Annotated in this window: 15 protein-coding genes and 1 pseudogene; 10 read left to right on the plus strand and 6 right to left on the minus strand. The window is 57.8% G+C overall.

Annotation, left to right across the window (positions count from 1 at the left end; translation table 11 throughout):
- Positions 1-15: 15 nt before the first annotated feature.
- The 3 genes from ACA062_RS32615 to ACA062_RS32625 all read left to right on the plus strand — a co-directional run bounded on the left by ACA062_RS32615 (position 16) and on the right by ACA062_RS32625 (position 4,509).
- Positions 16-945, plus strand: a complete 930-nt coding sequence (locus tag ACA062_RS32615) for a hydrogen peroxide-inducible genes activator (protein WP_064680448.1) — start codon at positions 16-18, stop codon at positions 943-945.
- A gap of 9 nt (positions 946-954) precedes the next feature.
- Positions 955-3,030 (plus strand): ATP-dependent DNA helicase RecG, encoded by a 2,076-nt coding sequence (gene recG / locus ACA062_RS32620; RefSeq protein ID WP_497454609.1) that lies wholly within the window; start codon positions 955-957, stop codon positions 3,028-3,030.
- Positions 3,031-3,108: 78 nt separating this feature from the next.
- On the plus strand, positions 3,109-4,509 hold the full coding sequence (locus tag ACA062_RS32625; protein ID WP_497454610.1) for an aminoacyl-tRNA deacylase and HDOD domain-containing protein: 1,401 nt from the start codon (positions 3,109-3,111) through the stop codon (positions 4,507-4,509).
- Positions 4,510-4,630: 121 nt separating this feature from the next.
- Here ACA062_RS32625 and ACA062_RS32630 read toward each other — a convergent pair whose 3' ends face one another.
- Together ACA062_RS32630 and ACA062_RS32635 are read right to left on the minus strand one after the other, a co-directional pair.
- On the minus strand, positions 4,631-5,884 hold the full coding sequence (locus tag ACA062_RS32630) for an NHL repeat-containing protein (RefSeq protein ID WP_497454611.1): 1,254 nt from the start codon (positions 5,882-5,884) through the stop codon (positions 4,631-4,633).
- Positions 5,885-6,056: 172 nt separating this feature from the next.
- Positions 6,057-6,440 carry a helicase gene (locus ACA062_RS32635; protein ID WP_497454612.1) on the minus strand — a complete coding sequence of 128 codons (384 nt, stop codon included), beginning with the start codon at positions 6,438-6,440 and terminating at the stop codon, positions 6,057-6,059.
- A gap of 419 nt (positions 6,441-6,859) precedes the next feature.
- Here ACA062_RS32635 and ACA062_RS32640 point away from each other — a divergent pair.
- The 5 genes and pseudogenes from ACA062_RS32640 to ACA062_RS32660 all read left to right on the plus strand — a co-directional run.
- A pseudogene (locus tag ACA062_RS32640) lies at positions 6,860-7,102 on the plus strand (DUF6124 family protein); the annotation flags it as partial.
- A 486-nt stretch (positions 7,103-7,588) separates the two neighbouring features.
- Positions 7,589-8,935 (plus strand): DUF6861 domain-containing protein, encoded by a 1,347-nt coding sequence (locus ACA062_RS32645; protein ID WP_497454613.1) that lies wholly within the window; start codon positions 7,589-7,591, stop codon positions 8,933-8,935.
- An 18-nt stretch (positions 8,936-8,953) separates the two neighbouring features.
- Positions 8,954-9,571, plus strand: a complete 618-nt coding sequence (locus tag ACA062_RS32650) for a GAD-like domain-containing protein (RefSeq protein WP_497454614.1) — start codon at positions 8,954-8,956, stop codon at positions 9,569-9,571.
- A gap of 166 nt (positions 9,572-9,737) precedes the next feature.
- Positions 9,738-10,355 (plus strand): GAD-like domain-containing protein, encoded by a 618-nt coding sequence (locus ACA062_RS32655; RefSeq protein WP_497454615.1) that lies wholly within the window; start codon positions 9,738-9,740, stop codon positions 10,353-10,355.
- Positions 10,356-10,442: 87 nt separating this feature from the next.
- Positions 10,443-11,060 carry a GAD-like domain-containing protein gene (locus ACA062_RS32660; RefSeq protein WP_497454616.1) on the plus strand — a complete coding sequence of 206 codons (618 nt, stop codon included), beginning with the start codon at positions 10,443-10,445 and terminating at the stop codon, positions 11,058-11,060.
- Between the two features lie 160 nt (positions 11,061-11,220).
- On the opposite strand, the gene ACA062_RS32665 is transcribed toward ACA062_RS32660, so the two are convergent.
- From ACA062_RS32665 to ACA062_RS32675, 3 genes are all read right to left on the minus strand, one after another.
- On the minus strand, positions 11,221-11,496 hold the full coding sequence (locus tag ACA062_RS32665) for an HU family DNA-binding protein (RefSeq protein WP_024616330.1): 276 nt from the start codon (positions 11,494-11,496) through the stop codon (positions 11,221-11,223).
- 191 nt (positions 11,497-11,687) lie between these two features.
- On the minus strand, positions 11,688-12,836 hold the full coding sequence (locus ACA062_RS32670; protein ID WP_497454617.1) for an NAD(P)/FAD-dependent oxidoreductase: 1,149 nt from the start codon (positions 12,834-12,836) through the stop codon (positions 11,688-11,690).
- Positions 12,837-12,855: 19 nt separating this feature from the next.
- On the minus strand, positions 12,856-13,023 hold the full coding sequence (locus tag ACA062_RS32675; RefSeq protein WP_007954349.1) for a rubredoxin: 168 nt from the start codon (positions 13,021-13,023) through the stop codon (positions 12,856-12,858).
- Positions 13,024-13,221: 198 nt separating this feature from the next.
- On the opposite strand from ACA062_RS32675, the gene ACA062_RS32680 reads away from it, so the two are divergent.
- Positions 13,222-13,785 carry a chorismate--pyruvate lyase family protein gene (locus ACA062_RS32680; RefSeq protein WP_497454618.1) on the plus strand — a complete coding sequence of 188 codons (564 nt, stop codon included), beginning with the start codon at positions 13,222-13,224 and terminating at the stop codon, positions 13,783-13,785.
- Positions 13,785-14,675 (plus strand): 4-hydroxybenzoate octaprenyltransferase, encoded by an 891-nt coding sequence (gene ubiA, locus ACA062_RS32685; protein WP_497454619.1) that lies wholly within the window; start codon positions 13,785-13,787, stop codon positions 14,673-14,675. Before ACA062_RS32680 ends, ubiA begins: the two co-directional genes overlap by 1 nt.
- A gap of 138 nt (positions 14,676-14,813) precedes the next feature.
- Here ubiA and ACA062_RS32690 read toward each other — a convergent pair whose 3' ends face one another.
- Complete coding sequence (locus ACA062_RS32690; RefSeq protein ID WP_138963407.1) at positions 14,814-15,206, minus strand: COG4315 family predicted lipoprotein; 393 nt, start codon at positions 15,204-15,206, stop codon at positions 14,814-14,816.
- Between the last annotated feature and the right edge of the window lie 142 nt (positions 15,207-15,348).

The raw sequence follows: 15,348 nt of genomic DNA on the forward strand, positions 1-15,348 counted from the left end.
TCATGGACGCTTGCTATGACCCTCACAGAATTACGCTACATCGTTACCCTCGCCCAAGAGCAGCACTTCGGCCACGCGGCCGAGCGTTGCCATGTCAGCCAGCCGACGCTGTCGGTGGGCGTGAAAAAGCTCGAGGATGAACTCGGTGTGCTGATTTTCGAGCGCAGCAAAAGCGCCGTGCGCCTGACCCCGGTTGGCGAAGGTATCGTGGCCCAGGCGCAGAAAGTCCTGGAACAGGCCCAAGGCATCCGCGAACTGGCCCAGGCCGGCAAGAACCAGCTGACCGCCCCGCTGAAAGTCGGCGCCATCTACACGGTCGGCCCGTACCTGTTTCCACACCTGATTCCGCAACTGCACCGGGTCGCCCCGCAGATGCCGTTGTACATCGAAGAAAACTTCACCCACGTGCTGCGCGACAAACTGCGCAACGGCGAGCTCGACGCAATCATCATCGCCCTGCCGTTCAACGAAGCCGACGTGCTGACCTTGCAGCTCTACGACGAGCCGTTCTACGTCCTGATGCCGGCCCAGCACCCGTGGACGCAAAAGCAATCCATCGACGCCGCGTTGCTCAACGACAAGAGCCTGCTGCTGCTCGGCGAAGGCCACTGCTTCCGCGACCAGGTGCTGGAAGCCTGCCCGACGCTGGCCAAAGGCAACGACGGCGCCAAGCACACCACGGTGGAATCCAGTTCGCTGGAAACCATCCGCCACATGGTCGCTTCCGGCCTGGGCATCTCGATCCTGCCGCTGTCGGCGGTGGACAGCCACCACTACGCCCCCGGCGTGATCGAAGTGCGCCCCTTGTCGCCCCCTGTGCCCTTCCGCACCGTGGCCATCGCCTGGCGCGCGAGCTTCCCGCGGCCCAAAGCCATCGAGATCCTCGCTGACTCCATCCGCCTGTGCTCGGTGGCCAAGCCGCCAGCACCGGTGGTTGCCGGTTAAGCCGCAGCCATGACCGAGCTGTCGCAAGTGTCGGTGACGGCACTCAAGGGTGTCGGCGAAGCCATGGCCGAGAAGCTGGCCAAGGTCGGCCTGGAGAATCTCCAGGACGTGCTGTTTCACCTGCCGCTGCGTTATCAGGACCGTACCCGAGTGGTGCCGATCGGCCACTTGCGGCCCGGGCAAGATGCGGTGATCGAAGGCACCGTCAGCGGCGCGGACGTGGTCATGGGCCGACGCCGCAGCCTGGTGGTGCGCTTGCAGGATGGCACCGGCGGGCTCAGCCTGCGCTTCTACCATTTCAGCAACGCCCAGAAAGAAGGCCTCAAGCGCGGCACCCGCATTCGCTGCTACGGCGAAGCACGGCCCGGGGCGTCGGGGCTGGAAATCTACCACCCGGAATACCGCGCCATCACCGGTGACGAGCCGCCGCCGGTGGATGAAACCCTGACCCCGGTCTACCCGCTCACCGAAGGCCTGACACAGCAACGCCTGCGCCAACTGTGCATGCAGACCCTGACGATGCTCGGCCCGACCAGCCTGCCCGACTGGCTGCCGACCGAACTGGCGCGCGACTATCAATTGGCGCCGCTGGCCGATGCGATCCGCTACCTGCATCACCCGCCGGCCGATGCCGATGTCGACGAACTCGCCCTCGGCCATCACTGGGCGCAGCACCGTCTGGCGTTCGAAGAACTGCTGACGCATCAACTGTCCCAGCAGCGTCTGCGCGAGAGCATGCGTTCCTTGCGTGCGCCGGCGATGCCGAAAGCGACGAAACTGCCGGCCAAGTACCTGGCCAACCTGGGCTTCACCCCGACCGGCGCCCAACAACGGGTCGGCAACGAGATTGCCTACGACCTCAGCCAGCACGAACCCATGTTGCGGCTGATTCAGGGCGACGTCGGCGCGGGCAAAACCGTGGTCGCCGCCCTCGCCGCCTTGCAGGCGCTGGAAGCCGGGTATCAAGTGGCGCTGATGGCACCCACCGAAATCCTCGCCGAGCAGCACTTCATCACCTTCAAGCGCTGGCTCGAACCGCTGGGCATCGAAGTGGCGTGGCTGGCGGGCAAACTCAAGGGCAAGAACCGCGTGGCCGCGCTGGAACAGATCGCCAGTGGCACCCCCATGGTGGTCGGCACCCACGCGCTGTTCCAGGACGAAGTGCAGTTTAAGAACCTCGCGCTGGCGATCATCGACGAACAGCACCGCTTCGGCGTGCAGCAGCGCCTGGCCTTGCGGCAGAAAGGCGTCGGCGGGCGGATGTGCCCGCATCAATTGATCATGACCGCCACCCCGATTCCGCGGACGCTGGCCATGAGCGCCTACGCGGACCTAGACACCTCGATCCTCGACGAACTGCCGCCCGGTCGCACACCGGTAAACACAGTGCTGGTCACCGACACCCGGCGGGTCGAAGTCATCGAACGGGTGCGCGGCGCCTGTGCCGAAGGGCGCCAGGCCTATTGGGTGTGCACGCTGATTGAAGAGTCGGAAGAGCTGACCTGCCAAGCTGCCGAAACCACTTATGAAGACCTCACCGCCGCCCTTGGCGAATTGAAGGTCGGGCTGATCCACGGCCGCATGAAGCCCGCGGAGAAAGCCGCCGTCATGGCCGAATTCAAGGCCGCAAACCTGCAACTGCTGGTCGCGACCACCGTGATTGAAGTCGGCGTCGACGTGCCCAATGCCAGCCTGATGATTATCGAAAACCCCGAACGCCTCGGCCTCGCGCAGCTGCACCAGTTGCGCGGGCGCGTCGGTCGGGGCAGCGCCGCCAGCCATTGCGTGTTGCTCTACCATCCACCGCTGTCACAGATCGGTCGTCAGCGGCTGGGCATCATGCGCGAAACCAACGACGGTTTTGTCATCGCCGAAAAAGACCTCGAACTGCGCGGCCCCGGCGAAATGCTCGGCACGCGCCAGACCGGCCTGCTGCAGTTCAAGGTCGCCGACCTGATGCGCGACGCCGATCTGTTGCCTGCCGTGCGCGACGCGGCGCAGGCGCTGCTGGAGCGCTGGCCGGATCACGTCAGCCCGCTGCTCGACCGCTGGCTACGCCATGGGCAGCAATACGGCCAAGTGTGAGCAGCGTCGCAGTTTCCGGACCGGCGTGTTAAACATGATGGTTATACTCCTGCAACTGTTCGAGAACGGATCTACACCATGACTGACGCTGCCCTCGCCCCCGAAACCCCGCATACGCCGTCTGCAATTCGGCTGCTGCTGGGCAAGCAGGGCATTGCCTTTGATGAAGTCCTCGACCACCACGGCCTGAACGCCGCGCGCAAAGTGCAGGCGGTTCTGGTCGACGATACGGTCGGCACGCTCATGGTGCTGTTCCCTCAAAGCCAATTGCTGGACCTCAACCGCCTCGCCGAACTCACAGGTCGCCGCCTGACCGCCGTGTCCAGCGAACGTCGGGTTAAAATGCTCGGCAAACACAACCTGAGCCTGCTGCCCGGCCTGCCGGCGCTGAGCAGTTTGCCGTGCCTGTACGAAGAAAGCCTGCTGCGCGAACCGACAGTGTTGATCGACTCGGGGGAGCCGAGCGTATGGCTGGAAGTCACCCGCGAAGACTTCAAAACCCTGCTGACCAAAGCCAGTGCCGCCCACTTCGGCGAAACCCTGACCAGCATCCGCCCGAACATCGATCGGCCTGACGATGACCGCCAGGAAATCACCCAGGCCGTCCAGGCGTTCACTGCGCGACGCATCCAGCAACGCCTGGAAGAGACCATCGAAATTCCACCCCTGGCCACGACCGCGCAGAAAATCATCAAGCTGCGCGTCGACCCCAACGCCACCATCGACGACATCACCGGCGTCGTGGAAACCGACCCGGCCCTGGCCGCACAAGTTATCAGCTGGGCGGCGTCACCCTACTACGCCTCGCCGAGCAAGATCCGCTCAGTGGAAGACGCCATCGTCCGGGTGCTGGGTTTCGACCTGGTGATCAACCTGGCGCTGGGCCTGGCCCTGGGCAAAACCCTGAGCCTGCCCAAGGATCACCCGCAACAGACCACGCCGTACTGGCAGCAGTCGATCTACACCGCCGCCGTCATCGAAGGCCTGACCCGCGCCATGCCCCGCGCCCAGCGTCCCGAAGCCGGCCTGACCTACCTTGCGGGTCTGCTGCACAACTTCGGCTACCTGTTGCTGGCCCACGTGTTCCCACCGCACTTCTCGCTGATCTGCCGCCACCTGGAGGTCAACCCGCACCTGCCCCACAGTTTTGTGGAGCAACACCTGCTGGGCATCAGTCGCGAACAGATCGGCGCGTGGCTGATGCGCTACTGGGACATGCCCGATGAACTGGTCACCGCCCTGCGCTTCCAGCACGACCCCAGCTACGATGGCGCCTACGCCGAATACCCGAACCTCGTTTGCCTGGCAGTACGCCTGCTGCGCAGCCGCGGCGTCGGTTCCGGCCCGGTCGAAGACATCCCGGACGCCCTGCTGGAACGCCTGGGCCTGAGCCGCGACAAAGCCAACGACGTCGTCCGTAAAGTGCTGGAAGCTGAAATGCTGCTGCGCGAACTGGCTTCGCAGTTCACCCAGCCCTGAAAGCATTCGCGGGCAAGCCACGCCCCCACGGGATTAAGGTGATCCCTGTGGGAGCGGGGCTTGCCCGCGATGAATACAACTCGGTCTACCCGACAAATCTCAGGCTTGGCTTTGTTCAGCGTCATCCCAGGTAACGCACCGCAAACCCCTCATTAGGCCGAGCCTCTCCAAGAATTACGATTTTGTTATCTGCCGTTAGGTCGCTGTTGTGGTGTATCGCATTCGACCTGTGGCGGAAATCAGCCCAGCCTTGGCCTCCAAACGACAAGTCCAACAACCCATCAAGGTTATAACGTGCGACCACCAGGCAACCTTCATCGCCATTCCCGGCCACAATGACTTTTTTATCCTGCTGCCAATGACACTCCCAGAAGAGCAATTTCCCCAAAAAATCGGAGTGCAAAGGTTCACCCTTGTTGAAGATAAGGTGGAAACTACCGTTGGGATTGAGGACGCTTATCAGCCCTTCAATGACGTCACCCTTAACCGAGTAACCAGACACCAGGATGTCACCGTCAGGATTTAATACCATGGAGGTGAGGCGAGACCTCCGCTCCTCATTACCGTTGGGGATCATCAAAATTCCACGATTTCCAAACGATGTATCGACCTTTCCACTTTCGTCATAGCGGATGACAAAAGCGTCCCCTTCGGGGCCATTGGAGGCGAAGCTGGCACACGCTACCAGCACGCCGCCCCCTTGGGCTGCCAAAGACCCGAGACTTACATGAGCGTCAGGCACTTCAATTAAAACGTGGCCGCCACTAAAGCTCGAGTCCCTCGAACCGTTTTCATCAAGGCGGAACACAATTCCCTTGTAACCATTGTTGGAACGGAGGGAAGCGCTCAAATAGATCTTTGCGTCATGTTCGGAGACACTTATCCAAGGGTGGCCGATCACGTCGACATCACCTACCATTTTCTGCTCATCAACAAAGCCAAGTATATTGGAGCTTCCGCCAGCATCTAAGGCTCTAAGAGTAACGACGCCACCGTCACCGAAGGAGGTATCAAGGGCACCGTGCTCTAGCAAGCGGACAACAATTAACGTGTCGGAAGCTTTCTTGCGCGCGCCAGTGATCAGGTACCCGCCATTTTGCAGTGCATGTATTTGACTAGGGTAAAAATTGATTCCCGTTTCAAAAGCAACTTCAACTACGCCGCCGGTTCCGAACGACCCATCGGGTGCTCCCGACTCAGTGAAGCGCGCTACCCTGTAGGGTAATGAGGTACTCACCCATTCTGTAATAACCATTAACTTGTTATTAGCCAGAGCGAGGATCGCAGTTGCCCCTTCCGGCATGCTCACCACGCCATTCGTACCAAAGGACGGATCAAGAGTGCCCGCTGCTTGCGTTCCTGACATTTGGTTCATGCCGTACTCCCTGACTGAGTTTAGAAAGATGTCCGTGGGGCATCTCACTCAATTGAGCACTCAAACGAATCCACCATCACCTGTTAGAAATGACAGTTAAATTGTCTTCGCGAGCCAAATCGGTGACGGGCCAAGCCAATGGACAGGCAATCACGTCTTCAGTCGCTCGAACTCAAGCCTTGGCCTTCGCCTTCCTCGGCTTCAAATACTTGGTCAATCCCTGGAACCAGATCACCAGTGCCGGGTTGCCCTTGATCTGAATCGACTTGTCCTGAATCCCGGTCATGAATGCCAACTGCTTGTTCTTCGCCTGCATCGTGGCGAAGCCATAGGCGGCATCTTTAAAGGCAATCGCAAACGCCGGCTCGGCATACACGCCGGACTTGCTGGTAATGCGCTGATCCTTCACCCGGAAATGCCGCGCCACTTTCCCATCCAGGGTCTGCAGCTGGAACACCAGATCCTTGTCACCCAACTGCTGCTGGAACGCAGGATTAGTCCGACTGGCCTTAGCCATCAACAGACCCAGCATCCACAGAAGAAAACGAAATTTCATGCGCACAGCCTCAAGAAAAAATGAACGGCCAGCGCAGTTTAGCGACTTCAAGTCAGAACGCCACCATCGATTGCGATAGCAGAAGATGCCGTATTTTTTGACGCCGATGACTACCAAGTCATTAACGAAACGCACCCATTCAGCGACGAACCCGCCCTCTATGTAGGAGATGCCGCAGGCTGCGATCTTTTGATCTTGATCCCCTCAATCTTTTCGGAAATTTCCTGCAAACCGCGGCGCCCGCCATGAACTATCCGCACCTCACCTTTTGCCGCTAACCTCTGGCCGTCATCGCAAAATCGGTGACACGGATGTGCAAGTCCGTCATTCGGGAGAAAACTTGTTAATCCATGAGGTTCATCACTATGAAAAACCCAAACACCCGTCCTGACAAAGACAGTCCATCCAGAACCAAAACCCGAAACGGCCAACTCTTCACCGTCGCCCCCGACATCCATACCGAAGCCCTCCTGGCCAACGCCTCAGAAGACCTGCTGTCCATCAGCGCCATCGCCGCAGACCTTGCCGACGACGTAGAAGGCCGAAGCCGTTCCGTTGCCCTGGCAATCAGCAGAATGGCCGACGGCGTATATCTACTGGTGGAACGAGCACTGGATCACATCGACTCACCGAATCCGGCGGAGCCTGCGGTCGAGGCATAAAGAGACACTGGGATATCCACCTGTTGGAACGAGGCTTGCCCGCGAAGAGGCTGTGTCAGCCGACATCAATGCCAGATGCCAGTCCGCCTTCGCGAGCAAGCTCGCTCCCACAGGAATCGCTGCCGTGCACGATTATTGTGTTCAACACAAAACCCTGTAGGAGCTGGCTTGCCAGCGAAGAGGCCGTGTCAGTCGACATCGATGTCGGACACCAGTCCGCCTTCGCGAACAAGCCTGCTCCTACACAATGTTGCTAATCACTTCAGAAACAACAAACGTCCCACTGCGTAACGACACCCCATCACGTTGCAACTTGAAGCATGCCATTGCCGGTCACCAATGCAACATCCCGAAATAAGGGAAGTTTCCGACAGTGGCAAAAGACCCTTCCTACATCACCCCTTTCAATAACTTGTTAGCGTAATTCGGTAATGGACACCGGGCTTATCAACGCACTAACGGGCGAATTGTCAGGAAGACTCTCGAATGTTTTTATCGCATATCGTGCCCACATGGCGCGAGATTGAAAACCGTATAACGCATGAGATGGGGTTCCAGGGAGGAGCCCGCTATCGCACACATTCCAACGAGCCGGCCCCCTCACTTTCTCTGAACATCCGTCGCATCAATAGCGTCAGGTCTGCGTTCATCCAAGCGGAGTGGGAAACTGGCCGCCTATTGAGGCAACGGTTCGCTGACCTCGACATCGCCAGCATCCTCAACGAGCTGGTCGATGTCGTCACCCAGATGGCAATGATCGTTGCCGGCAGTGTGCTGACCGGAGGGGCAATCGGTGCAGGTGCAGGCGCGTTTTTGGGAGGGGCTGGCGCCATTCCCATGGGAGCCGCCGGCGCCGCGATGGGCTTGCAAGCCAGCACCTGGATATTGGGGATATTCGGCCTGACGTCCATCGCCGAGTTTTTCGTCGAGGGTTTGCCGCGCATTGGCGAGTATTACCTGACTGGCATCAACACCGCGTGGAAAGGCCCACGGGGTGAGGAAGGGTTAAACCCGTTCAGCCGGGACGATCCGTTCGCCCAAAGAAGCGCCGCACATGACATCGCGCTGGGGCATGTGGAGGTCGTCGCCCTGCTGCTGGGCGCCATCGTTGCCTACATCACCCGTGGACGAGGCAATGCCCACATCCTTGCCCAGGAAATGCGAGCAAGCCCCAAAGGTGCGCGGCTGGGCGCATGGATGCTCAAGCATGAAGACGCACTGAAAAAACGACCCGACCTGCAAACCTCGGCACCGCGCAAAGGTGCACTTGGCCCGCAGGAGCAAGGGCCACCCGCACATCGTCCATCAGCAAAAGAAAAAGACGCCCCCCGTGACAAACCGAACGCGATGCCGCTTCATAAAGTCGAATGTTTCAAAGCGGACAAGCTACCAGCGTCTAAAATCGGAGAGTTCGAGCGGCAGTTGAAGGGGCAAGAGGACGGGCTGAATCGGCTGACGATTGATGAGTACTTGCAGAATATTGCTAATCCTGTGAAGCGCAGCCGGGCGGCGGCTAGAAGGGCACGGAAGGATTTAGAGAATACGCTAAGCAAGCGATTTCAAAAGGACTATCGAAACCTAGACCCGCTCGAGGCGGAAGCCGCTGCAATCAAAAAAGCCAAGGAAACGATGTCAAACCTTGCAGGACTGCATAATCCTGATCTGAGCGCTGGTGGCAAGGACGTCATTGCGGATTTTGGTGATCGACAAGTGAATTCCAGTATCGGTCCTCAGTGGAGGCCGAAAATCGCACATTTGAAGACTGCTGCTGAAAACGTACCCCAATCAATGCGAGAGTCAACTTTTCTCAATGTAAAACTACATAAATGTTAATTAAAAAGGATGCATCACGTGGATAAAGTATTTGCTAGATTTATAGAGAAGTTTGGGGGGGCCGTTGACCGGCAGGAAGTACCGGTATCAAGTATCGAACGTTATAGAAGTAAGCTGCCAAATCAGCTGTTGGAATACTGGGCCGAACACGGCTGGTGCGGTTACGGCAGCGGGATTTTTTGGATAGTCAATCCTCAAGAATACGAGGGGGTGGTGGAATCATGGATTGAAGGGACAAATCTGGAACAGCGGGATACCTATCATCTAATCGCCCGTAGCGCATTTGGCGACCTGTACCTCTGGGGTGAAAAAACGGGGTTTTCACTTAAGATAACCAGTGTTCTTTCTCGATGTGTTATCCATAACTTCGACCTTACAAGTGAAGAAATGGATCGGGACCTTCAAGATTTTTTGCTATCCACTGATATTGAATCCAACGATTATGGCGACCTGTTCAAGCCAGCTAATAAAAAGCTGGGCGCCCTGCGTCACGACGAGATGTACGGTTTTGTTCCGGCGTTGATGTTCGGAGGTCCGGACACCCTCGATCATCTAGAGAAAGTAAAGGCGGTGGAGCATCTGACACTTCTGTCTCAGATCGCCGAGCTTCAGCCCTACAGCTTTTCGGACCTTTAAAATGATCATTCCTAACGCTCCTGCGTGGGAATGCATCCCGTGTCGCGCCGCGTCAAAACTCAGCGCTCGTCATAGTACAAACCTACGGAGACAGAGTTGTTCCAATACGAAATTCAACTTTTATCAACACAAGGCTGCAAAGCTCTAACTAACCAAGGGGCGTTGCATGGATAAAATATTTGCAAGGTTTATAGAGAAATTTGGTGGACCAGTTGATCGGCAGGAAGTACCGATGTCAAGTATCGAGCGTTATAGAGGTAAACTGCCAAATCTGTTGCTGGAATACTGGGCCGAACACGGCTGGTGCGGCTATGGTGAGGGGATTTTCTGGATCGTGAATCCTCAGGAATATGATGGGGTGGTGGCGTCCTGGATTGAAGGGACAAAATTTGAAGAGCTTGATAACTATCATCTAATTGCTCGCAGTGCCTTTGGCCACTTGCACCTCTGGGGTGAACAAACGGGTGCTTCACTTACTATTACCGGTTGTCTTTCACGATATACAACCCATACCTCGATATTTGCAGGGGAGCAATTGAATAAAGAGCTGCAAAATTTCTTGCTTTCCACGGAAGTGAGGTACAACAATTATGGCGACTTATTCAATCCCGCAAAGAAACAGCTCGGCACTCTTCGTCACGACGAAATGTACGGTTTTGTTCCAGCGCTGATGTTCGGCGGCCCGGACACTCTCGATCATCTGGAGAAAGTAAAGGCGGTGGAGCATCTGACACTGCTGTCTCAGATCACCGAGCTTCAGCCGTACAGCTTTTCAGATCTTTAAAGCAGGCATCAAAGCGCAGCTTTCCAAGAAATCACCGATCAGTAACACCTATCTCATTGTGATTTCATAAATGTTAAGGAAAAAGCAATGGATGAGGTGTTTTCAATTTTTCTGGAAACGTTCGGCGGCCCTGTTGATCGGCAGGTAGTACCAGCGTCAAGCATCGAGCGCTATAGAGGCAAGCTGCCTGATCAGCTGTTGGAATACTGGGCCGAACACGGCTGGTGCGGTTACGGTGATGGCATTTTTTGGATAGTGAATCCTCAAGAATACCAGGGGGTGGTAACGTCATGGCTTGAGGGGACGGAATTCAAAGCACTTGATACCTACCACCTGATTGCCCGTGGCGCCTTTGGCGACTTGTATCTCTGGGGCGAAAAAACGGGATTTTCGCTTAAGATAACAAGTGTTCTTTCTCGGGTTGTTATTAAAAATTTCGACATTACGAGTGAGGGGATGGACAGAGAATTACAAAATTTTGTACTTTCAAGGAATGTGGACTCCAACGATTATGGCGACCTGTTCAAACCGGCAAAGAAAAAGCTCGGAACTCTTCGTCACGACGAAATGTACGGCTTTGTTCCAGCACTGATGTTCGGCGGCCCGGACACTCTCGATCATCTAGAGAAAGTAAAGGCGGTGGAGCATCTGACACTGCTATCTCAGATCACCGAGCTTCAGCCCTATAGTTTTTCAGACATTTAAGGCAATATCGCCTGACACACCGCCTTCGCTGCGGTGCGGCGATCCGACAAGCCAGCTCCTACAAAGACCAGCGTCGTGCCGGATAAAAAATGGGCACCCAACCTCGTTGGCGTGCCCATTTTTTACCCCGCTCGCCCGCTACGCGAGAAGTCGGTACGTATTACGGATTAACGCTGTCTTTCAAAAATTTGCCCGGCTTGAACGCAACGGTATTACTGGCCTTGATTTTCACTGGCTCACCGGTTTGCGGGTTTTTGCCCGTACGTGCACCGCGATGGCGTTGCAGGAAGGTCCCGAAGCCCACCAGCGTGACGCTGTCCTTGCGGTGCAGAGCGCCGGTGATTTCTTCGAGAACGGCGTTGAGGACGCGATTGGCCTGCTCTTTGGTGAGGTCTGCTTTTTCCGCGATTGCAGCGGCGAGATCTGGTTTACGCATTAGTGAAGCCCCTTTGACGGTTTTTGTTGTTATGTCCGTGCCGTTCTCGTTGGAACAGCGCCCAAGGCGCCGCAGATGCTCTACTCTGCGGCAGACAGGAGTGAGGATGGCACGCACGGCAGGGCCGCGCCAGTCTCGGCGCGACCTTTGTAGGGGCAAAAGCGGGGTGATTCCGACAGAACGACCGGTATTTACGCCAGCAGTGGCGGAAGCTCTTTGTTCAGTGCCAGTTTTTCCATGACTGCCGCGCCTGTCAGCGCATAACCGAGCAACTTTCCGTTGGCATCGCGACATAAAACCTTCAGGTCGGCCCCCTGCCCTTCAACCGTCCAGACGCCTTCTGTGCCCCGTGGTGGTGGCGATACCACCAATGGGCAGACGGGAGTTTTCACGGTGATCGGCATCGGGCCGTAGCTCACGGCGGTGGGATTTCCGGCGAGGGTCTGCGCCAGTGCTCTCGCACAGCTCATCAGGGGCATGACGTACAGAAGATTCAGCCCATCGACTTCGGCGCAATCCCCCAGCGCGTAGATATTGGCATGGGAGGTTTTCAGGTGTCGGTCGACCACCACCCCACGATTGACCTGCACACCGGCAGCAGCGGCCAGGTCGATGCGCGGGCGCAGGCCGATGGCCGACACCACCACATCGCAAGGAATCACCTGGCCATCGGACAGATGCGCTTCCAGCCCGTCAGCGGTTCGCTGCAGGCGGTTGAGCACCGGCCCGAGGTGGAAGCGTGCGCCCAGGCTTTCCAGCCCGGCCTGGACCGCCGCGGCGGCGGCCGGGTGCAGCAGGGTCGGCATCACCTGCTCGCAGGGTGCAACCAGTTGCACCTGGTAACCGCCGAGGATCAGGTCGTTAGCGAATTCACAACCGATCAGGCCAGCGCCGAGCAACAACACCCGACGTTTGCCGGCCGCTGCCGCGCGAAAGCGGGCGTAGTCTTCCAGGTCGTTGATCGGGAACACGCAATCAGCCGCATCGCCATCGATGGGTACGCGTACGGTTTCTGCACCCCAGGCCAGCACCAGGTCGCGGTAGATCACCGACTCTTCGCCGATCCACAGGCGCTTGTGGCCCGGGTCGATGCCGCTGATACGGGTGTGGGTACGCACTTCGGCCTTCAGCTGTTCGGCCATGGTGCCCGGCTCCGCCATGCTCAGGCCATCGGCGTCCTTGTTCTTGCCAAAGCCGGTGGAGAGCATCGGCTTGGAGTAGGAGCGTCCGTCATCTGCGGTAATCAATAGCAGCGGGGTTTCGCCATCGAGTTTGCGAAACTCCCGGGCCAGGTTGTAGCCAGCCAGCCCGGTGCCGACGATCACGACAGGTGCGTTCATTCCTTACTCCTCTGAAGTCTTAGTTGATTTCGATCATTTCGAAATCCATCTTGCCCACGCCGCAATCCGGGCACAGCCAGTCTTCCGGCACGTCCTGCCACAGGGTGCCCGGCGCAATCCCGTCATCCGGCCAGCCGTCGGCTTCGTTATAGATCAGGCCGCAGACCACACATTGCCACTTTTTCATTCAGGTACATCCTCAGATTCAGGCTTTTGCCGGCGCGAACGGTCGATGGTTGGAGTGCTGCCGTCCGGCTCAGGGGCGTTTTGTACTGATCGGGCCCGGCAGATGCAAGCCTTCGGCGCAACGAAGGGGCGAATCAATCAAAATCGCCGACCGACATGGTAAGCTCGCGGCCTCATTTGCTGCCAATAATGACTCACTGTGCAACACTCAAAATCCCCCTGCGCGACGCCTCTCTGGCTCTCCCAAAGCCGGCTGACGCCCCTCCCCGATACGTCTACCCTCGACTGGCTGTTCGATGAAGGTTCGCTGACCCGTCGGCTGACCCGTCTGTCGAATGACGGTTTCAGTGTCACACCGCTGTTCGAAGGCTGGCAGCCACTGCGCACCGACGAATGTGCCGCGCTGGACCTGGCCGAAGGCAGCGAGGGTTGGGTGCGCGAAGTGTATCTGCGCGGGCATGGCGAAGCCTGGATCTTTGCCCGCAGTGTGGCGTCGCGCAGGGCGTTGCAGGGCGACGGTTTGCACATGGACGAATTGGGCAGCCGTTCTCTGGGTGAATTGCTGTTTTGCGACCAGGCGTTCCAGCGTCGGGCCATCGAGGTTTGTCACTATCCTCAGGAGTGGCTGCCGGCAGATTCCCGAGCGCCTGAGTTGTGGGGCCGTCGCTCGCGCTTCGACCGTGGGGCCTTGAGCGTGCTGGTGGCCGAGATTTTCCTGCCGACCTTGTGGCGCGCCACCCGCGCCCATCCGGAGAATTGCTGATGTACCAGAGCCTGCTCAAGTCCCTGAATCGCGTGAACCCTCGGGCCTGGGACTTTATTCAGCTGACGCGCATGGACAAGCCGATCGGCATTTACCTGCTGTTGTGGCCAACACTGTGGGCGCTGTGGATTGCAGGGAAAGGTTCGCCGTCCCTGGCCAATGTGGTGATTTTCGTCCTCGGCGTGGTGCTGACGCGCGCGGGTGGTTGCGTGATCAACGATTGGGCCGATCGCAAGGTCGACGGCCATGTGAAACGCACCGAACAGCGACCGTTGGTGAGCGGCAAGATCAGCTCCAGGGAAGCCCTGGTGTTTTTCGCGCTGCTGATGGGCCTGAGCTTCCTGCTGGTGCTCTGCACCAACGCGGCCACGGTCTGGCTCTCGTTGGGTGGCTTGGCGCTGGCGTTCAGTTATCCGTTCATGAAGCGCTACACCTATTACCCGCAGGTAGTGCTGGGTGCGGCGTTCTCCTGGGGGATGCCGATGGCGTTCACCGCCGAAACCGGCGAACTGCCCGCCGCGGCGTGGTTGCTGTGGATCGCCAACCTGCTGTGGACAGTGGGCTACGACACTTATTACGCCATGACCGATCGCGATGACGATTTGAGGATCGGCGTGAAGTCCACGGCCATTCTGTTCGGCGAGGCGGACCGGGTCATCATCTTGACCCTGCAAGGATTGGCGCTGGGTTGCCTGCTGCTGGCTGGCTCGAAGTTCGAGTTGGGCGGCTGGTTCCATCTTGGATTACTGGCGGCGGCGGGCTGTTTTGCGTGGGAATTCTGGTACACCCGCGGCAAGGACCGGATGCGATGCTTCAAGGCGTTTTTGCACAACCATTGGGCGGGGTTGGCGATTTTTGTGGGGATTGTGCTGGATTACGGGTTGCAGTGAGGTAGCGCACGCTTCGCAGGCGAAATTTGTTTTGTGTAGGAGCGAGCTTGCTCGCGATGAACGTTAACGATAACGCGTACGATCTGAATAACCACGTTGCCCTTACGTTTTTCGCGAGCAAGCTCGCTCCTACAGAGCCTACATTTTCGGCCCGGAGTTGGTGATGACGTGCCAAACGTCCTTCATCTTGTCGCCTTCCTTGTCTCCCGGCTTCTTGTCCTTCATGAAATAGTACAGCGGCTTGCCGTCATAGGCCCATTGCATCGTGCCATCGTCACGCTTGACGATCGACCATTTACCTTCGGCCTTGGCACCTGCTTCTGCCTTGAACGGCGGCCAGTTTTCCGCGCACTGACCGGTGCACACCGACTTGCCGCCAGTATCCTTGTCAAACGTGTACAGGGTCATGCCCTTATGGTCGGCCATCACACCGTCTTTCATCATGACCGGCTCGGCAGCAAAGGCCATTGTCGGCAATGCCAGGGCAGCGGCCAACAGCAGGGCTTTGAAGGAATGCGGGTATTGTTTCATGAAAACCTTCCTTTTGTGGTTGTCAGGATTCGGACTTAAAGCTTAGTTCAGGATCATGACAATCGCCGGGCGACTAAAATGCTGTCACACGACTGCAATAATTCCGTTATCTAATGCGGCGCAAGACAGTTAAATGACAAGA

This window comes from Pseudomonas sp. LBUM1679, assembly GCF_059695565.1.